Here is a 19782-nt window from a genome sequence, read left to right on the forward strand (position 1 = left end):
GCCGGACTTTTGCGAATCGGCATGGATGACCATAACGAAAAAAGCACCAGCAGAAGCCGCTGGCGCTCTCAGTAGCAAACAGGTACCGACATGACGGCCTTGGAATGCTCAGTCGCACAAAAAGACACAAACATGAGGCCGTTGGTTATTTCTACACTCAGCCGTACACCGGCAACGGCATGGTGCCTTTGACTTGATCAGCCGCAAAAGGGCACCAGCACGGTGTCTTTGACTTGATCAGCCGCAAAAGGGCACCAGCACGGTGTCTTTGACTTGATCAGCCGCAACAAAACCCGTTAACTGGTCAGCGTGGATTGAACCCGCTTATCTCTGCGGTACGGGCTTTTCGTAAATCGGTTGGAGACGGAGGACGCCACAACTGCTTCGGGCTTCACGCGGGCCTCCATGCCCATAGCTTCTACCCGTCCCACCATCTCGCTTACATACGCCGAGGTCCTGTTTCGCTTGGCATCGGTGCCCGCGTCAATATCGATAAACAGCTGGAGACCCGCGCCGAGATAAACATGCGGCAAGACGATATCCTCCAGCTCCGCCCTTTTTTCATGATCAAAGTACGTGGCGATTTCCTGGCTGAAGGTTGTTTCCAGCCCAAGCTTTTCTTGGATGGAGGTAATCTCACGAGGCATAATGACCTGCCGATAGCAGAACCATGCTCCTTTACCGGGCCTGAATATGACGATGGAGGTTATAAACTTGGTGTGGCCGGCATGCACCTGCGCATCGGTTCCGATAACCAGCTGGTAAGCCGCTCTTGGGTCAATCTCCATAAATGCCCGGATGCGGCTGAATACCTCATCCAACGTCAGCTCCTGTTCGGATACGTTTCGGAATACGTTTTCGTGAATCATTGGAATATTCTGATTTTTCATGTTTGTCACCTGCAAGGCCTGCCGGCTTCCTTTCCTTCGAGTTGGTTGACGACGCATAAAACAAAAAAGACTTCCTGCTGCCTCATCTTTTCCCACCCCTATGAACAGGGCATCCGCCTGTTTTGGGCATAGAAAAAGACCGCTTGGCAACAAGCAGTCTTTACAAAAACGCATATCAAGATAAATGCTCCAACAATCAGGCAATGTACTGGATTGCTTGCCTAAGGAGCTTGGATTTGCGCCTGTAAAGAATGCAGCTATGCAATTGGGGCGACGGTTCGGAAAGACCCTCCCATGGCGAAACAACGGGCAGGAGCTGTAACTCGTTATAAAATTCATTGTGATTGCGCTCGCCATGTTTAACCGTTGTTGTTCCGTACATGTAAGTCTCTCCTTCCGCTGGAATAATATTGTTTCCCATCCTAGCATTTTCTGTTTACCTTTGTCAACTGGCGAACAAACCAATTGAGGTAAAAATAAATCGGGCAATGGGATAACATGAATTTAGTTTCAGGGCAACATGGGTGAAAACAGAAAGCAACTCTAATCTGTAAGGTTGTTTACTTCTGTTTGAGACCATATCATTTTAAATGTAATAATTTCGTCGATTATCCAATTTGTGATGCTTTCGGTGTCGCATAAAAGAGAACTAGCTATAAGGGGGCGTATTTTTGATGAGAAAAATAAGAAGAACCATTGTCAGTGTGTTGACCGTCTCTCTCCTCCTCCTCTCGGCATGCCAAAATAACACCGACCCGTTGAAGGAGAATGAAGAGGAGCTGTCGGGAAAGCTGCGGATTGCGATAAGTCAGCCGTTTGCATCCGGACGTGTACATCCTCTTGACACATCCACGAAGGGACCGATTTACGATAAATTGAAGATTTTTCAAAATCAACATCCTGACCTGAAGATCGAGCTAATTGATATTAGCTTCACGACAGGAGAGCCTTCCACGATTCCCCAAGACCCATTACCCGACATTATCGAGGTAGCGCCGTATCAGATTCGGTGGGTTGCCAACGGGAACGATTTGGAGGATCTTGATCCTTTTGTGCAGATTTCAAGGTGGAGTGATGGATTGGCGAAGTTGGTTGACGGGACGAGATTGAACGGAACGGCATACATGCTTCCTATCAAGAGCGAGCCGATGGTTATGTATTACGATGCACGGATATTTAGTGAGCTGAATATTACAGCACCAGACGACGAGTGGACGTGGGACGATTTTATCATGGCGTCGCAGCAGCTGAATGCGGAAGGTTATGTTATGGATATCCCTGAAAAGTTCGATGCTATCGAGCCTATCATTCAGGGTTTTGGAGGCGCTTATTCATCGGAAGACGGCATGCACTTTATCGACTATCTGGACAGCGACTCGACGGTTGCCGCTTTCAATCAATATCTCTCGGATATACGGTTTCAGTCATCTGACGGGGCAAATAAGGCTGGGCATAAGGCGCTCGGAATGGGAAGACCATCCGATTTGTATTCCTTACTGGACGAAAATACCAATCTTCGAATCGCCCGCATGCCTCTGTTCGCCGATGGAAGACGACATAATACGGCGCTGACAACGGGACTCGCGATTGCGGCTAACTCGCCGAACAAGACGGCGGCAATGGAGCTGCTGAAGGCGCTGACCAGCGACGGTGAAGAGGAAGCTGTACGCTTTGCCAATTATAACGCGCTGGCGATGAAAAACGCCAGGTTTAGTACCAAGCCGCTGTTGCAGGAGGATGAACTGCTAAATGTGATGAAGCTGGAATCAGAGGTTTCCGTTCCTGCAACATTCCAATTGAATCCAGGGATGATTAATCATTACGGCATTCTTAATGAACGACCTGAAGAGTTCGCAGAAATTTTGCCGACGTTGTTCCAGCAAGAGTCCGCCGAGAACGCCCTCAAGCAGCTTGCCGGCATGATCGAAACGCTTTTCTCCACGCAAAGAGGCATGTGGTAGTTATATCTTATTATTTTTATCGGAAAAAAATTATTTATAAAGAAGGTAATCCGGCACGGGATAGCGAATGTCAGGTATAAGTCATTTAAATCCCATTCCATTGAGTTTTTCCGGCAGACCAATCGCGTCATCGTGATTGATCCCCGCAGCCAAGGCCGCTCTTCCGTTACATTGCATGGAAACAATTATATTACTCACGGCTCCGACCTGGCAAAAGTGCTGGATGCGCTTGAGCTTAACAAAGTAACATTGGCAGCATGGTCATTTGGCGCACTCACCGCTTGGGAATATATTCGTCAGCACGGGACTGACCGGGTGAAGTCGCTGATCACCATCGATTTGTCGCCGAAGCCACTGTCCCTCAATCATGAAACAGACTGGGTGGAAGGGCCGCTTGACGATATTGCAGGCGCCTATCTTTTCGCTACGCAGGATGCCGAGAAGCAGCGTGAATTTGTAAAAGAATACGTGACCGGCGTCATGTTCCAGGGAGAGGTTCCGGCCGACGAGTTAACCTGGCTCATTGAGCAATCGGCTCGCACACCGCATTATATCGCCTCTAACCTGTTTGCGGCTGGCATGTTTTCCGATTACCGGGCGGAAGCCAAGCTTGCCAGTGAGTCAATCCCCCACGCTGACTATCGTATCGGAGCATTGGGCTGAAACTGCCTCCGCCTATACGAAAGCTCTGACACCGAAGTCTGCAGTAGAGGTGCTCGGCGGACACTTGTCCTTCTGGGAGCATGCAGAGAAATTTAATGAAATTGTAGCCCGCTTTTTGGGCGGAAATGAAGGCTCGGCCGAGGTTGCCGCCAGCTCCGTGGACTAGGCACATGCAAGCACAAGCATATACCGTTTTACTAAAATAATTGATCCCGTCAAGACAAATAGAGGAGCCGTGAGAGCGGCTCTTCTACTTCTCTTGTCATTTGATTTTTAACTATCAAAAATCGTCATCATGTTCCAAACCTTCTGAATCACTCAAAAATCCAAGCTTCCGGTTTGGTTTTAGGTCCCGGTTTATGTATGTTATTTACCGTTTTCACACCTCTATACCATGCTGTTTGATCCTTTCCTTCGATTTCATAGGTTATTTTATAAATGATATTTCCAGTAGTGCTTTCTAAAAAAGGACTTTTGTCTTGACTTACCTTATCAATGTGAAGCACTACCCCATTTTTCTCAGTAATGATGCGGTCAATTTCTTCGTGGTGTTTTATCTTTAATATAATGGTTGCAACTATTCCACTAATAATCGCAAAAGCAACGAATACGGAGATACTTACTCCCACTATGATATTTTTCGTCCTGCTGCCCATAATTCTTTTCCTCTTTTTATTCAATTTTTCATCCTGCGCTTAGCCCCATATTAGTCCGTAAATACTTAGGACTACAAGAACAATCCCAATCCCCCTGTAAATCATAACACTATACTTTCCCGGGCGAGCTTTTGAATATTCTTCATAATGTTGATTCGTATATGAACCTAATGAATATGTACCTAACTTCCATATGAACTTAGGAAATAAAAAATACAATAATCCAATAAAAACAAAAATCCCATATACTACCCTGTCTATATTAAACCCACCTTTCAATAAAGGGAGTATCTCTATAAATAAAAATGCTCCGTTTGATGCTTATTTTATTTTTCAGGTTTTTTACGGTCCAACAACCCATGAGTTCCACAAAAAGTAAAAGCAACAACTGCTCCATTTTACTGCTTCCGCATAGTCACAACGCTTTCGTCTCCTCCTTTAAAAGGCGCATATTAAAAATAGATAAACAAAAAAGGATGCCTTGCAGCTGAAATCAGCATGCCGGCATCCTTATGTGTCAGAGCAGGTTTATTTTGTGAAAATGCCGAATGGCTTGCCCACTGGCAAAAAGGTGCGACCAAAGTGCGTGTTCAGCACTGCAGCGCCGGAACCGTAGAAGCTCAGGAGCGCAATGCACAGCTCTGCAACTGCGGCAACGTTATGCATAAAATGCTCTGCAATGCCGAAATTGCTAAGGGTCAATCCCAGGAACAAGAAGTCGATAAACACAAAAATGAAGAACAAAACCTTGTGCGTCTCCATTGCGCCAATCGTCATAAACAGGGTAAATATCAGATATCCTGCAAAAGCAAAGCCCAGCTGATGGGTATCTGCGCCTGCCGCCAGCGATTCGCCGAATACGCCGTGCTGAATCAGCCAAGATGCCGCCACGCCAAACCAGAAAAAGGCGTAAGCGCCAAAAGCCGTTGTGCCAAACGTGTTTCCTTTTTTGGCATCGTGGATGCAAGCGAACAATTGGGCAAACGCCCCTAGAAAAATCGCCCAAGGAATAATAAATGCCGTTCCTTCCGTCCAGCCAAGCTTCTGCGACGATGCGACCAGCGTTACAATCGCAAGGCCAAACAAACCAATTGCGCTGGGGTCTGCTGTTGAAATCTTCATATACTGCGGTTCTGTCTTCACGGTACTCCAAACACTCCCTCTAGGTGTATCTTGCGGCTTGCGACGCCGCTTTATGCAAACGTCGGCTCCTATCGTAACATGGTTGAAGTCGGAGATGTTTGTCCATTTCATGAATTTTTACGTTCAATTTACCCTCGCAGCTCCATAATCCGCAATACAACCTCATTCAGCTTGTCCTTGATCAGGATTTTGTCCGAATAAGCCTCCGGTATTCCGCTAAAGCCATAATGGATACCGGCCAATCCGCCTGCAATCGCCGCGATTGTATCAGAATCGCCGCCTTGATTCGCCGCTCTCTGCACAACCTCTTCATAGGAAGCCGAAGTTAACAGGAGATGCAGCACCCATCTCGTTGTATGTACCACAAAACCGCTTGGCTCACAGTTTGGCTCTCCATCCAGCAGGTATTCATATTCCGTTCCCGCAATCTCCCGCCGAATCGCATCATGAAGTGCAATATTTTCGTTCAGCATGGCAAATGCGATTCGGTTATACATGAGGCAATCCCGGTCGCAGCGTTGATCATAATGCGTCATGCGTGACTGCATCACGGTTATTTTGGCCATTTCATCGGGCTCCGTATAACATAGCGCAACCGGCAAGCACCGCATCAGGGAGCCATTGCCCGCGCTTTGCCCCATCGACATATGGGCGATATACGCCGCTTCAAACCAATGCCCGTCATAACTTCCCAGCACATGGCGAATAATATTCCCGATATCTTTGGGATCGGATCGGTACCAGGCCAAAAACCGCTCTCCGATCGTTTCCATGGGGGAATCCGGGAAATCCAGAATGCCTTCCGCCACGCACAACGTCATCATCGTGTCATCCGTAACCTCTCCCGGCTCCAGCCTCCAAACCCCGCCGCCGATCATGTCGGTCAAATAGCCGTAGGCAGCGGAAACCTCTCCGGCGCTCATAAATTCGGTCGTTCCTCCAAGCGCATCGCCAACGGCAACACCGTATAAAGCACCTTTTATTTTTTCAAGCAACATGATAGATCTCCTCCGTTCAATTCGGGCGTATTCCACAAAGCGGCTTCCTTCTGCCCCTATGAAAAAAAACGGCCTTCCCGTCACTATCCGTATACGCAAATCGCCGTTTGCGTTTATATCATCTTAACAAAAGCGGGATATACTGATGCTTATCCACACTATAATGACAAAGGAAAGGAAAACGCACAATGGGAATTCATACTTATTTTCAGTCGCTTAATGATCTGGAACGCATCATTCGTTGCCCCGGCAAATTCAAGTTCGAGGAGCACAGCGTATCCGCCCATTCCTGGAAGGTCGTGCAATACGCCAAAACGTTGGCGGATATCGAGGAGCAGCACGGCGTCGCCGTAGATTGGAAAAAGCTTTATGAAATTACGAGCAGCCATGATTACGGTGAAATTTTTATCGGGGACATCAAAACGCCCGTCAAGCATTATTCGCTGGAGCTGCGTTCCATGCTGCAAAAGGTCGAAGAAGGCATGGTAGAGCATTTTATCGAGGAGCATATTCCCGAGGAACTGAAACCGATCTTCCGCAGACAGCTGCGCGAGGGCAAGGACGATTCCGTCGAAGGACTGATTCTTGAAGTGGCGGACAAAATGGATCAGGTCTACGAAGCATTTGGCGAGCTGCGCCGCGGCAACACGGAAAAGGAGTTTATTACAATGTACCGCGAGGCCTTGATTAAAATCAAAAAAATCCGCTTGCATTGCGTCGATTATTTCCTAAACAATATTTTGCCCGACATGGTTAGCGAAGGCGCTCAAAGCCCTATCGACATCCGCAAAATCACCAATGAAGCGTTGGCGCTGTAGCTAAACGCTTCGTTTTGCGTTATCCCTCGTTTATTTTATTCTTACTTCAGTCTTACTTCCGTCCTACTTTAGCTTTACTTCATGACGACTTCACTCTTGCTTCCTCCCCTTTGCATACTCATCTTTTTCTTTTCTGGTCATTTGGAACCTAAACTTTAAAGCTAACACCCATGCCGGGTGCGACATAACGATACGTCGGATAAGCATCCACCCTTGGCCTACATAAAGGCACACCAGAATATACACCCTGCCTTGGCTCGCCGCAACAGTACACCAGAATATACTTCCATCCTCGGCTCACGGCAACCGGTACGCCAGGATGAAATCCATGCGTACCGTTGCTGTGGCGAATGCTTTTTATGATAAGGAAGCCTGGCTATTATAAAGCTCGTAATAAAATCCTTTTTGCTCCAGTAAATCCTCATGCGTTCCCTGCTCCCGGATTTCTCCGTCCACGATGCACAATATTTGGTCCGCTTCCCGAATGGTACTGAGCCGATGAGCGATAATAAAGCTGGTCCGTCCTTTCATCAACTCACGCATCGCGGCTTGAATCTGCATCTCGGTTACCGTATCGATGCTGCTGGTCGCTTCGTCAAGAATAAGTATCGAAGGGTTGGCGAGAATGGCGCGTGCGATTGTAATCAGTTGGCGCTGGCCATGACTCAGATTGGTTCCGCCTGCGCTTAATACCGTATCATAGCCGTTCTGAAGCTTACTGATAAAGGAATGAGCATTGGCCAACCTGGCAGCTTCCTCAACTTCCGCATCGATGGCGTCGGCGCGGCCATACCGAAGATTTTCCCGGATGGTATCCGAAAAGACGTAAGCATCCTGCAAAACAATACCGAGCTGACGGCGTACGCTATCACGATCCAGCTCCCGAAGAACATGGCCGTCAATCGTTATTTGACCTTGCCCAATGTCGTAGAATCGGGTCAGAAGATTGATAATCGTTGTTTTACCGGCTCCGGTAGGTCCAACCAATGCAAAGGTTTGGCCTGGCCTCGCTTCCAGCGATACATTTTTTAATATCGGATGGTCTTCGCGATAGCCAAACGTTACCCCTTGAAAGCGAACATGTCCCGCGCATTCCTTAAGCGGCTTCCTCCCATCTCCTTCGTATTCCGTGTCGGTATCTATGATCTCGAATACGCGCTCGGCACTTGCGACAGCGGATTGCAGCAGGTTAAACTGGTTGGCCAGCTCGTTTAGAGGCCGCTGAAATTGTTTGGAATAGTTGAGAAAACTGACGATAATGCCAACCGTTGTCCAACCTTTGAAAGCCATCCATCCGCCTATCGCTGCAATCAGGGCAAAGCTAAGATTGTTGAACACATTCATGACCGGTCCTGTCATTCCGGAATAGATTTGAGCTTTGATGCTTGTTTCCGTCAAACGGTTGTTCATGACGTCGAATTCTTCCCTCGAGCGCCCTTCCCTGCGATATACGCGAATCACTTTTTGGCCTGACACCGTCTCTTCGATAAATCCGTTTAGTTCTCCCAAATGCTGCTGCTGATTAGTGAAAAACCGTCGGGTGAAACCCGCTACTTTTTTGGTGAACAGCAATACAAGCGGAATCGTAACCATGCTGAGCAGAGTCAGCCATACGTTAAGCGATAGCATAATAGCTAATGAGCCTATCAGCATAATGACGCTGGACAGCAGCTGCGTCACGCTTTGATTCAGCGTTCCGGACACATTTTCAACATCGTTCGTGGTCCGGCTCATAAGCTCCCCGTTTGTTTTGCTGTCGAAAAAGCGAATGGGAAGCATTTGAAGCCGGGCGAACAAATCACCCCGCATCTCCTTTACCGTAAGTTGAGATACGCTGACAACCAGCCGTTGCTGGAGCCAGGTTAACACCGCGCTCCCTGTATAGGCAATAAACAATAACATGCATATGGTCAAAAGACCTCTATGACTTCCGCTCGTCATGAACTTGTCAATGGCGACTCCGATTAAATAAGGCGCGGCCAGCGTGAGCAGAGCAGCACCCACCGTTGCAAACAAAACGTTGATCAGTTTCCCGCGAAAACGGAACAGATATTGCCCGATGCGGCGCAACGTCAAGCCGATATTTTTCGGCTTTTCTTTTTTTGTCGGCGCAGATTGCGGGCCGCCTCGCATGCCCATGCCGACATTAGGCATACCGGATGGCGCGGCCGTTCCGCCGCCTGTTGCAGATTTAGACGGTCCCATGCGCTGCTCCCTCCTTGCCTGCTTGCGATAGATAAATTTCCTGGTACAACGGCGAGGAACGAAGCAATTCATCATGAGTTCCGACAGCTTCTATTTTACCGTCCTCCAACACCAGTATTTGATCCGCATCCCTAACGGAATGAATCCGCTGCGCGATTATGATGCTTGTGCAATCCTGCATGAGCTCCCGAAGGGAGGTTTGAATGCGGGCTTCCGTCTTGGCGTCAACCGCACTGGTGCTATCATCCATAATAAGGACGGCGGGCTTCAGAAGCAGGGCGCGGGCGATTGATAAACGCTGCTTCTGCCCGCCAGACAAATTAATGCCGCGTTGTCCAAGGCGCGTATTGTACCCTTCAGGAAGTTTGATAATAAAATCGTGGGCAGCGGCAGCCTTGGCGGCAGCGATGATTTCCGCCTCCGTTGCATCGGCCTTCCCGAACATAATATTTTCGGTAATGGTTCCGCTAAACAAAATGGACTCCTGAAGCACAATACCGATATGACCGCGCAGGCGGTGCAAATCCATACTGCGAATGTCGGTGCCATCCAGAGTCACGCGCCCCTTGACCGGTTCGTACAACCGCGAAATCAAATGGACCAGAGTAGATTTGCCGGCTCCGGTAGCTCCAATGATGGCAAGCTTTTGTCCAGGCTTTGCTGTAAAATGAATATCCTTCAATACATATGTCGAATCTGCTGCATTCTCCGCATACGCAAAGGAAACATGGTCAAAGGTTACCTCGCCTTTCACATGGATTCCATGGGAGTTGGACTTTGTACCATTGATTTCTACGTTATTCCTTTCTTCATTCGATTGATGGTTCAATTCCAGCACTTCCTGTACACGCTCGGCCGAAACCTTTGCCGTAGAAAAACGAACCAGCATCATACCAATCATCGACAGAGACATCATGACCTGCGTGACATAATTAATAAAGGCGATCAATTCCCCGACGGGCAGGCTTCCGTTCTGCACATCCAGTCCCCCGTACCACAAAACGGCCACGATGGCGGCATTCAGAATAAAGGTGAGAATCGGCATATTAAGCGCCACAAATTGCAATGCCTTCAAGGACGACTCCGTATAGCTGCCATTCGCCCTTCCAAAGCGGCGATTCTCATACGCTGAACGTACAAAAGCTTTGACGACCCGGATACCCGCAAAATTTTCCTGAAGCACCGTGTTCACATCATCCAGCCTGGATTGCATAATCGAAAATAGGGGCAGTGTTCTTCGGATTAGCCAAAACATGATGACGAACAATATGGGAACGACTATAGCAAGCACCAGCGCCAGCTTTGGACTGATCGTAATCGTCATGATGATACTGCCGATCGCCAGCATCGGGGAGCGTACAAATATGCGCAGCAGCATTTGCACCATCGTCTGCAGCTGGACTATGTCGCTAGTTAGCCGGGTAATAAGGGAACCGGTCTTCAGTTCATCCAACTGACGAAAGGACAGGCTCTGCACTTTGCGGAATAGATCGCCGCGCAAATCTGCGCCAAATTTTTGCGAAGCGATACTGGAATAGATCGAACACCCCACGCCTCCAACAAGGCCGATAAGCGCCGTGCCAAGCATCCATAATCCCGTCGTTTGGATATGCGCCAAATCACGGGTCATTACGCCTTGATCCACAATGCTGGCCATCAGCTTCGGCTGAAGCAAGTCCATGCATACTTCCAGAATCATAAGCAGAGGGGCCAACAGAACGGCGGCCCAATGAGGTTTCAAATAACGAGCAAGTTTTAGCATATACGTCTTCCTCTATTCTTTAGCTTCCTTTAACTCTTTTAGGTTTTTTTCGATTCGAGCCAACATGCCACTCATCGCTTGTTTTTCCTCTTCGCTAAAACCTTTCATCGCTTGTTCCTCCAGAACATCCAAGGTACGCTGCAGTCTGGCGAGCAGCCCTTTCCCTTTGTCTGTCAGATAAATACGGGATATCCGCTGATCGCGAGCATCGGACTCTCTGCGAACAAGCCCGGTTTTCTCCATTCGGTTCAGCATGACCGTCAGAGTCGCTTTTTGAATATTCAGCTCCTTGGCCAGTTCGTTTTGGCTTCTGCCCGGCTCACGATCCAGGGAAAACATCAACGGGGGCTGCCCGGGGTACATCTCGTAGTCCTGCAATAACTCTTGCAACAGGTTCTGATGCTGCCGATTCAAGCCGCGTATCCTTCTCGAAATATGATCTTCCCCGCTCCAAGACGACATACGAAACCTCCTTTTGAAAAGCATTTTTCTCTTGGGATTGCTTTTTAGTTTGCCGACTAACTATATTGTAGAACCAAGTTTCAATGACTGTCAAACCTAAAATCGAGCAGGGGCGGCACATAAAAAGCCGATCCTCCTTATAAAAGGAGCATCGGCTGCGTAGTTGAACGGTCTTCAAAGCTTGGCAAGCTTTGAAGTTGAGGTCTATAGGTTTCTTCGGTTAACCCACTAACCCAGCTTCTGGCCGCATTCCGGACAGAATTTGGCGCCTTCATTTTTGGTGCCGCAATTTGGACAGAAATTGGGCTTATTGCCTCCCTCAGCAGAACCGCCGCCATTACCGCCTTGCGCGTTCCCGCTTGGTGACGGAGCATGGCCTGATTGCTGGCCGCCTTGCCCCTGGTTCATGTTTTTCATCATTTCATTGGCGATATTCATGCCCATCATCATGCCGGCCATGTCCGCAGCCGCGCCGCCGCCAGCCATCTTTCCGGAAGCCATGCCGTCTGTCATGGAGATTTGCTGATACTTCTGCAAACTGCCAACCATCTCATGGGATGCGGTTTTGGTGATCATGTCTTGAATTTCTTTTGGATAGTTAAAGCTCATGACATTAAAGCCCGTAATCGTCATGCCGCTATCCAGCACTTCCATGTCCAGATCCTCGCGGATGCCTTTGGATATATCAAAGGCATTGGCCTGCAAATTAAACATATCCTTGCCTTCGCGGCTGATCCATTTCATCAAAAGCTGGTCAAGCACGGATGTAATACGGATTTTGACATCCTCCACCAGGTAACTATCCTTCATGCCGGCGATTTTGTCGATCAATGTCACGTAATCGTTCACCTTAAAGTTGAAGGTGCCGTTGGCGCGGATCGGCATGCCGCCAGGCAGCTGCGGCGTCGGAATCATGATCGGATTTTGCGTCCCCCAGCGGACGGTAAATTCCTTCGTGTTAACGAACAGCACTTCCACCCGCATGCCGCTGTTGAAGCCAAACTTAAAGCCTTTTAGCGTCGACAGGAACGGAATGATCTGGGAATCGATATTGTATTCGCCGTCTGCTTCAAACACGCCTTCAATTTTGCCGTTATTGACAAAAATGGCGTCTTGCCCGGGACGGATGATGAGCTTGCTTCCTTTTTTAATCTCCCGGTTGCTCCATTTCCAGAAAATCATATCATCTCTGAACTCTTCCCATTCCACTACATTTGCAAATTGATTTTTGAAAAAAACCATATCTATTCGACATCCTTTCTGGTTTAACTCCCCATTATCATGAAACTGTCGGCAAAAAAACCTGGATCTCCGCTTGTTGTCTTGTTAAAACGATCCTCTGCTGCCGCTGTGCGAATGGCCGCCGCCGGTTCTGCCGCCGCCACCACCGCCTCCACCGCCGCTGGAAGGCCTTTCGATTTTCCGTTTGGTGACGGTTGTATTGACATGATGATCGTAATGCTCTAGCAGGCCTGAGGAATTGGCATCCTGATAGGTATGGGAGCCTACCGTTACCCGGCCGCCGGAATTGGATAACATGATGCCTACGATCACGCCTCCGATAACCGCGGATACCACCAATTGAAACACGCCGTTAAAGAGGATATTATCGGGATTTACATCCGGCTCAAAGCCCATATAGCGATGCGCCGTCTCGATGTAGTTTTTAAAAGCGCCGATATAATTTTGGTTCGTCAGGCTGGGGGTGATGCGATCCCGTATTTTATCAAGCCTGCCGTTGTCCAGATAGGTCTCCGCCTTGTAGAAACCTGCCAGATAAATCTCTCTGTTATACATCTCTACGGTCAGTATAACCGCGTTGCCATGCTGTTTATCATAGCCCGGACCTTTATCGTCGTAGAAATCCTGCGTCAGCTTCTTGACGTCCCCACCCTCGGGATTGCTGGTCGTCCAGACGATGATATCGGTTTCCCGTTCCGCGCCAAGCTTGTTCGCCAGCGCGTTCAGCTCCGCTATTTCCTCGTCCGTAAGCAAGCCCGCCTCATCGTAAATGAGCTTTTTCTCCTCTACTGCGGCACTGACCTTTTGGTCGGGCGAGACAATCAGAAGGGCTCCAGGCATGGCTGCAACCATTAAGAGCAAAACCAGGAACAAGGACGGAATCCTCGCCGTGAGGGTGGTCCAAGACGGTAAAAACGTTTGTTTACTCACAGGAATCCACCTCCCATCATCAAGGAGAGCAGCTTCAATGTTAGCAGCGATACGCCGAATATTCCCAAAAACCAGGACATGACCTTAACCTTGCTGATCGGAGGTTTGCCGACGACCTTGCCCGTTTGCCCGTTCATGGCGAAGGTATGCTCCATTTTGTTGTAATCGTAGTGTACGACCCAGACGGGAAGCAAGGCGTAATTGGCTTGCCTCATCTCGGTATGGATATCTTTGTTGGCAAAGTTCATGGTTGTATACGAGCCTACAGTCGCACGGAGCGCCGAATCAATATAAGGACCTACTTTGTGTTTGGCGCGTGGCAGCAATTGATGCTCGTCGTAGCTGTACTTTTCTGCCAGGTAACCCGCCAGATATGGCGTTTTGAACGTCTTAAGCTCCTGATAGGGAAAAGGCTCCAACCGGTCCATCAGCTCGTCGTTCATCTTTTCCGCCGCATCGATCGGCACGCCGACGTAGTTCAACCGCATTTTCCGGTATACCTCGTAATGCTTCGTTTCGGTGTACTGGTAATCCCCTTGGGTATAGACGCGCACTCTGGTGCCATGCCCCCGCGCTTCTACGTGATTGTGCAGATCATACAGCCAAAAAGGCACGTACATGCCGGTAATGCTTTTGACCCGGTCGGCGGTCATAAATCCGTTAGGCGTCAACCTTCCGTTTTTGCACCATTTGCGGAACGCCTTCATTGCCTCTTCCTTGCTAATGGCAAAAGGAAGCACCAACGCCGGCGCTTTTCGCCCGGTAAGGCGATCAGCCAGCACCACGGCGGAGCCGCAGAAGCTGCACACCGTAGCCGACGTGTTGGGCTCCGTCATGAGTACCGCTCCGCAGCTTGTACAGTGATATTCAACGGTCTCGCGTTCAAAAGCTCTGTTTCTTTGTATAGGATCTTCAATTTGCCCAATATTGTCCTGGCGGCCGCAGCTTTTGCACGTCAACATTCCCGTTCGGCTATCGAAAACCATGCCGCCGCCGCAGTTTTCGCATTTATAATCAATTACCGGCATTTATGCACCCTCTCCCGCACCTGCTTCAATTCTTCCCGTCAAGCGACTTCTTGAGCCTGGCCAACTCATCCTCCGCGCTGGAGGCTCCGGCATCCAGCCCGAGCTGAGCAAACTTCTCGTCCAGTTCGTCCTTCTTCTGGTCCATGCCTCTTAGCTCGGCCAACGCCTGCGCTTCGTCGGCAGCTTGATTAATGCGCTCCTGCGCCTCATGCAGCAAAGAACCTTCCGCTCCGTCCAGCTTGTTCATCTTCCCTTGCGCATTGGCAACATGCCATTTCCCCTGCAGCTCGGCCCGGAGCGACTCCAGCCGTTCCATGTCCGCAACCAGCTTGTCGTTCATTTTTTTTATATTGGCGGCATTTGCAGACGCCGTCTCATAAGCTTCCCTAAGCTGCGGCAGCTTCTTGGCTTGCTCCGCCTTTTTGCCCAGAAATTTCAAGGCATCGTCATCATTGCCCGCTTCAACGGATTTGACCGCGTATTGCTGCAGCTTCCTTATTTCGGCTTCGCATTCATCCAGCGCCCGCCTGGCCCGCCTTTCCTCCATCTGCACGGTAGACGTCTCCGCCCGCACCTGGTTCAGATCAACATTCAGGCTGCGCATATGCTCATTGATCGCTTTTACCGGATCGTCGCCCGGCATTGCGTTGATATTGCTTGCCATGATGGTTTTGAAGCGCGACAAAATACCCATAATGACCGCCTCCTCGTTTTCCTTGCTTCTTTCCTACATAATACATGAATTTGGGCCAAAAGGATTCATTTCCTTTATCATTCCACCGCAAACGGACCAATCATCCGCAAAACCCGACAGACTGTTGTCACAGCGGTATGGTTCAATGGAGTCTACAATAGAGAAATAAAGTAGAGAAATGAAATAGTGATATACAGTAGAAAAAAAGTAGAGAGATAAAGTAGAGAGATAAAGTAGAGAAATAAAATAGGAAAATAAAATAGGAAAATAAAATAGAGGAATAAAATGGAGAGTTAGAATTGAGAAAATCAGATGCCTGGAAGGAGAATTTTTCGATGGCCGGATTAAATGATCATTCAAAAAAGGAACTGATCGATGCCATTCATGCCTTATATCTGCTGCTGGATGCCGAATATGACGAAATTGATGAAGCATGCCGGGATGTTGCCTACCCTGAGGTAGACCGGACGCCTGCGGAGATACTGTCTTACCAGTTGGGGTGGATGAAGCTTGTCATGGGATGGGATTGGGACGAGCTTGACGGAAAACCCGTTCAAATGCCCGCCGAGGGGTACAAATGGAATCAGCTTGGAGCATTGTATCAATCCTTTTATGCGCATAACAGACACTGCTCCCTGCAAGAGCTGCGACTATTATTCCGGGAGCTTGAGCAGCAATGGCTTGATTGGGTCGGAGGTTTGTCGGAGGAGGAGTTGTTCACTCAAGGCAAGCGCCGCTGGACGGGCAGCAAGGAAAATTGGCCGATGGCGCGTTGGATTCATATCAATTCAGCGGCACCCTTCAAAACTTTCCGCTCCAAAATCCGAAAGTGGAAAAAAATCCATCAGCAACACCTGAACGAAACTGTGCGATGAGTCCCCGAAATTGAATGTTGATACATTGAATGGAGATACTTTGAATGGACATAAATCGAATGGAGATAAATCGAATGGAGATGTGCCTAAAGCGGAGCTTTGAGTCAGCGTACCCCCATCATATGGGCAAAGCACTTTAAAAGCCACTATGAAAGTGGTTTGGATGGCCACAAGGCTAAGCCTGAGCGAGAGTATCTTGTCGTAAGTGCATATGTGCAAAAGAACCTTTCAGACCACTATGAAAGTGGATCGGAAGGCCAAAAGCCTACGCCCGAGCGAGAGTATCCGACATATATGTATATGTGCAAAAGAACCTTCCAGACCACTATGAAAGTGGATCGGAAGGTACTTGCCTGCACGTGAACTCATGCCACACAAAGCTCATACTGCATAGAGTCGTCCAGCATAAGCTTCATACTGCAAAAGGGCCTTGGAGCACAAGCCCCACTCTACATAGGTACATCCAGCACATGCCTCATACTGCATAAGGGCCTTGCAGCACAAGCCCCACACAACACGATGGGTATGAGTTGCTTGCGTCTTCAAAATTCAAACGCTAAGAGTCATTTTTGTCCGTTAGACTCGCAAAAAACACAACCTTTCATTTCTAATGGACGTTTTTGTCCATTACAGCCTGAAATCAGCGGAATTTCCGCTATTTTTCGATGTAACGGACACGGATGACCGTCAAATCAGGCAAAAGCCTTAAAAATCAACTCTAACGGACATTTCTGTCCGCTACAATTTTGGATTTTGGATGATTCGCTTAATGGGGCTGATTTTCCGTACAGCCCCATTTGAACAGCAATACCGTCAGGATCAGATTTGTTGCGGCACGTTTTACCGGTTACACATCTTCTCGGTTACATCTTCTCAGTTACTTCTTCTTAGTTACTTCTTAGTTACTTCTTCTCGGTTACATCTTCTCAGTTACTTCTTCTCAGTTAATTCTTCTCAGTTACATCTTCTCAGTTACATCTTCTCGGTTACATCTTCTCGGTTACATCTTCTCGGTTGCTTCTTCTCAGTTGCTTCTTCTCAGTTGCTTGTCTTCGATTACTTTTCCATGATTACATTATGATTCCTACGCTGCCCATGTTGAAGCTTTAACTATTCGCTGTGCTTCCGGAGCTGCCTGTATTTTCTCTTTAACTATCAGCAGCGGTTCTTACGCTGCCCATGTTGACGCTTCAGCTATTAGCAGCGCTTCCTGCACTGCTTATGTTGGCGCTTCAGCTATTAGCAGCGCTTCTTGCACTGCTTATGTTGGCGCTTCAGCTATTCGCTGCGCTTCCGGTGCCGCTTGTATTGACGCTTCAGCTATTCGCAGCGCTTCCTGCACTGCCTGTAGTGGCGCTTTGGCTGTCAGCAGCGCTTCCGTCCGTGCTGCCGCGCTGGCCGCCGGGGCCGCCGCCAAAACCGCCGTTACCGCTTTGGCCATCCGGCCTAGTCATGCCGCCTTCGCCCGCTCCTTCCGGCATGGCGCCCATCTCGCCAGGTTGGCCTTCCGGTCTTGTGCCCATGCCGCCGCGCCCGCCGCCGGGGCCGCCTCCGAAGCCGCCGCTATTGCCGGTTGTGACGCCGGATTCGTTCAGCCATATGACGCTACCCGTCATTTCAAACGAAGTGATTTCCGTTCCGCCGGTATATTCGCCCCCGGTGTAATAGCCGGAAACTTCGCTGCCGGTTGCCGTTCCTCCCGAAGACAATGTATACGTCTCGCCTTCCTTCAGGTCCGGCGAACTGATAACGACCGACTGATAGGTTTTGCCAGGAGCAAAAGTAACGATCACGTTGCCTTTGCTGTCTTCCAGATGAACTAATGTGCCGGCTTGCTGGGCTTGCGTAAAGGTCATGCTGACGGTCCGTTGGCTGGAGGATTCCGAAGTTGCCTGAGCCATGCCGGAGCTGCCCGCCGCAATCAAGGTGCCGCCGCTGATTTCAAAGTTGCCGTCATAATCCAATGCGCCGTTGCCATTATTGGTTGGACCGTTCACGATGACGATTCCGCCTGTCATGTAGATATGACCATTGGAATCCAGTCCATCGCCGCCGGCATTTACCGTTACCGTGCCGCCGCTGAACGTCAGTTGATTATTCAGTCCGTCATTGCCCGCCGCATTGATGCCGTCATCCGACGCCACAATGTTTAGTTCTCCGCCGGAGATGACAATATCAGTGCCTTCAACGCCTTCATAGCTGTTGGTAATGGAGATAATGCCGCCGCTAATCGCTACCGATGCATCGGCATGGATGCCGTCATCGCCCGTTGCCAGCGTAAAAGCTCCCCCGCTGATGGATACAGAGCCGTTGCTGTGAATGGTATCATCCGCGGAATTCAATTCAAACTCTCCGCCGTTAACAACTACTGCTGTTCCCGCTTTGATCCCTTTCATGCTAGGCGTATCGTCTGTTGCCGTTGCAGCTGTATTTTGTCCGCCTGGCCGTCCGCCGCCAAATTCCTCTGTTTTCACCTCGCCGTTGGTATACCCTCCGCCTGTTACGAAGGTAAAGCTGCCGTCCTCGATAAGCAGCGCTGTTTCAGCCTGGATGCCGTCATTATCGGCTTGGATGTCAAAGGTTCCGCCCGTGATCGCAATATACCCTTTCGCCTCGTCGCTGTCGTTGTTGGACTTGATGCCGTCCGCTCCTGCCTGGATGGCAAAATCGCCTCCGGCAATAGCCGTCATATCTTTCCCGACAATGCCGTCTTCTACCGCTTTTACCGTAATTGTGCCGCTAACGATCTTCAAATCATCCTTGCTTTTGATGCCGTCTTTGTAATTGCCCGTTACAGTCAGCGCGCCGTTGCCGTTAATCGTCAAGTCGCCTTTGCTGAAAATAGCGGCATTAGGCTCGTCGGTTTCCGCGTCGGGGTACACATAGGTTGCCCCATCCGAAACGCTGTTTTCCGTGCCGTCAGCCAGTGTAATAATGACCTTGTCGGCTTCTTTTACATAGATCGGCGCGCTGGTGGAGCTGTTGATGGTTGCTCCGTTCAGCACCAGTTGGACATTCTGATCATCCGCAACCTCCACGATAATTTGCCCGTCATTCAACGTTCCGCTGAGCACGTATACGCCCTCTTCCGAGATCGTTACGACACCCCCGCTTACTGCGGCGCCGGAGCCGTTCACCGTCGCCGAATCTCCGCTCAACGTAATGGCAGTTGACGTCTCCGCACTCCATTCCGTCGCCAGATCCGCTTTTTTGAATTCCACGCTTTGCGCGGCAGCCAGCGCAGCCCCTCCATCCGCTTGAGTTGCGCCTGAAGCTGTTGTTGTTCCCTGCGCGGCCGATCCCGATGCGGAGCTTTCCGCCGTTACTGTCGTTTGGGTGCCCGTTGTGGTGGAGGCTCCCGTGGAGCTGCATGCCGTCACAATCGCCATGCACAAGATTGCAATCCAGACTCTTCCTTTTTTCATTGGCTTTTTCATAACGATCATCCTCTCAAA

At 49.4% G+C, this 19782-nt stretch carries 18 protein-coding genes; 5 read left to right on the top strand and 13 right to left on the bottom strand.

Features of this window, described 5'->3' with window-relative positions; translation table 11 throughout:
- Nucleotides 1–296 precede the first annotated feature (296 nt).
- On the bottom strand, nucleotides 297–890 hold the full coding sequence (locus ACX93W_RS14365) for a ribonuclease H-like YkuK family protein (RefSeq protein WP_459393070.1): 594 nt from the start codon (nucleotides 888–890) through the stop codon (nucleotides 297–299).
- Between the two features lie 196 nt (nucleotides 891–1086).
- Nucleotides 1087–1272 (bottom strand): hypothetical protein, encoded by a 186-nt coding sequence (locus ACX93W_RS14370; protein WP_459393071.1) that lies wholly within the window; start codon nucleotides 1270–1272, stop codon nucleotides 1087–1089.
- A gap of 292 nt (nucleotides 1273–1564) precedes the next feature.
- On the opposite strand from ACX93W_RS14370, the gene ACX93W_RS14375 reads away from it, so the two are divergent.
- The 3 genes from ACX93W_RS14375 (at nucleotide 1565) to ACX93W_RS14385 (ending at nucleotide 3680) form a co-directional block, all read left to right on the top strand.
- Nucleotides 1565–2851 carry an extracellular solute-binding protein gene (locus ACX93W_RS14375; RefSeq protein WP_459393072.1) on the top strand — a complete coding sequence of 429 codons (1287 nt, stop codon included), beginning with the start codon at nucleotides 1565–1567 and terminating at the stop codon, nucleotides 2849–2851.
- A gap of 99 nt (nucleotides 2852–2950) precedes the next feature.
- Nucleotides 2951–3514, top strand: a complete 564-nt coding sequence (locus tag ACX93W_RS14380; RefSeq protein WP_459393162.1) for an alpha/beta fold hydrolase — start codon at nucleotides 2951–2953, stop codon at nucleotides 3512–3514.
- Nucleotides 3468–3680, top strand: coding sequence for an alpha/beta fold hydrolase (locus tag ACX93W_RS14385; protein WP_459393073.1), 213 nt, complete (start codon nucleotides 3468–3470; stop codon nucleotides 3678–3680). Before ACX93W_RS14380 ends, ACX93W_RS14385 begins: the two co-directional genes overlap by 47 nt.
- A gap of 148 nt (nucleotides 3681–3828) precedes the next feature.
- Here ACX93W_RS14385 and ACX93W_RS14390 read toward each other — a convergent pair whose 3' ends face one another.
- The 3 genes from ACX93W_RS14390 to ACX93W_RS14400 form a co-directional block, all read right to left on the bottom strand.
- The gene (locus ACX93W_RS14390) at nucleotides 3829–4170 is read right to left on the bottom strand and encodes a hypothetical protein (protein WP_459393074.1); all 342 of its coding nucleotides are present in this window, start codon (nucleotides 4168–4170) and stop codon (nucleotides 3829–3831) included.
- Nucleotides 4171–4698: 528 nt separating this feature from the next.
- Nucleotides 4699–5292: an acetate uptake transporter gene (locus tag ACX93W_RS14395; protein WP_459393163.1), complete on the bottom strand. Its 594-nt coding sequence runs from the start codon at nucleotides 5290–5292 to the stop codon at nucleotides 4699–4701.
- Nucleotides 5293–5441: 149 nt separating this feature from the next.
- A complete protein-coding gene (locus ACX93W_RS14400) occupies nucleotides 5442–6311 on the bottom strand; it encodes an ADP-ribosylglycohydrolase family protein (RefSeq protein ID WP_459393075.1) in 870 nt (289 codons plus the stop codon).
- 188 nt (nucleotides 6312–6499) lie between these two features.
- Here ACX93W_RS14400 and ACX93W_RS14405 point away from each other — a divergent pair, with 188 nt between their 5' ends.
- The gene (locus tag ACX93W_RS14405) at nucleotides 6500–7129 is read left to right on the top strand and encodes an HD domain-containing protein (RefSeq protein ID WP_459393076.1); all 630 of its coding nucleotides are present in this window, start codon (nucleotides 6500–6502) and stop codon (nucleotides 7127–7129) included.
- A gap of 357 nt (nucleotides 7130–7486) precedes the next feature.
- Here the strand turns inward: ACX93W_RS14405 and ACX93W_RS14410 are convergent, their stop codons facing one another.
- From ACX93W_RS14410 to ACX93W_RS14440, 7 genes are all read right to left on the bottom strand, one after another.
- Nucleotides 7487–9334: an ABC transporter ATP-binding protein gene (locus tag ACX93W_RS14410; RefSeq protein ID WP_459393077.1), complete on the bottom strand. Its 1848-nt coding sequence runs from the start codon at nucleotides 9332–9334 to the stop codon at nucleotides 7487–7489.
- On the bottom strand, nucleotides 9321–11096 hold the full coding sequence (locus ACX93W_RS14415; RefSeq protein WP_459393078.1) for an ABC transporter ATP-binding protein: 1776 nt from the start codon (nucleotides 11094–11096) through the stop codon (nucleotides 9321–9323). The genes ACX93W_RS14410 and ACX93W_RS14415 overlap by 14 nt, the downstream gene beginning before the upstream one ends.
- 12 nt (nucleotides 11097–11108) lie before the next feature.
- Nucleotides 11109–11558: a MarR family winged helix-turn-helix transcriptional regulator gene (locus ACX93W_RS14420; RefSeq protein ID WP_459393079.1), complete on the bottom strand. Its 450-nt coding sequence runs from the start codon at nucleotides 11556–11558 to the stop codon at nucleotides 11109–11111.
- Between the two features lie 228 nt (nucleotides 11559–11786).
- On the bottom strand, nucleotides 11787–12800 hold the full coding sequence (locus tag ACX93W_RS14425; protein WP_459393080.1) for an SPFH domain-containing protein: 1014 nt from the start codon (nucleotides 12798–12800) through the stop codon (nucleotides 11787–11789).
- Nucleotides 12801–12884: 84 nt separating this feature from the next.
- Nucleotides 12885–13652 (bottom strand): TPM domain-containing protein, encoded by a 768-nt coding sequence (locus ACX93W_RS14430; protein WP_459393164.1) that lies wholly within the window; start codon nucleotides 13650–13652, stop codon nucleotides 12885–12887.
- Nucleotides 13653–13726: 74 nt separating this feature from the next.
- A complete protein-coding gene (locus ACX93W_RS14435) occupies nucleotides 13727–14758 on the bottom strand; it encodes a TFIIB-type zinc ribbon-containing protein (RefSeq protein ID WP_459393081.1) in 1032 nt (343 codons plus the stop codon).
- A 25-nt stretch (nucleotides 14759–14783) separates the two neighbouring features.
- On the bottom strand, nucleotides 14784–15452 hold the full coding sequence (locus ACX93W_RS14440) for a PspA/IM30 family protein (RefSeq protein ID WP_459393082.1): 669 nt from the start codon (nucleotides 15450–15452) through the stop codon (nucleotides 14784–14786).
- Between the two features lie 335 nt (nucleotides 15453–15787).
- Here ACX93W_RS14440 and ACX93W_RS14445 point away from each other — a divergent pair, with 335 nt between their 5' ends.
- Entirely contained in the window at nucleotides 15788–16327 is a 540-nt protein-coding gene (locus tag ACX93W_RS14445; protein WP_459393083.1) for a ClbS/DfsB family four-helix bundle protein, read from the top strand.
- A gap of 1316 nt (nucleotides 16328–17643) precedes the next feature.
- Here ACX93W_RS14445 and ACX93W_RS14450 read toward each other — a convergent pair.
- Nucleotides 17644–19764, bottom strand: a complete 2121-nt coding sequence (locus tag ACX93W_RS14450) for a carbohydrate-binding domain-containing protein (RefSeq protein WP_459393084.1) — start codon at nucleotides 19762–19764, stop codon at nucleotides 17644–17646.
- Nucleotides 19765–19782: the final 18 nt, after the last annotated feature.

The organism is Paenibacillus sp. CAU 1782 (genome assembly GCF_054551715.1).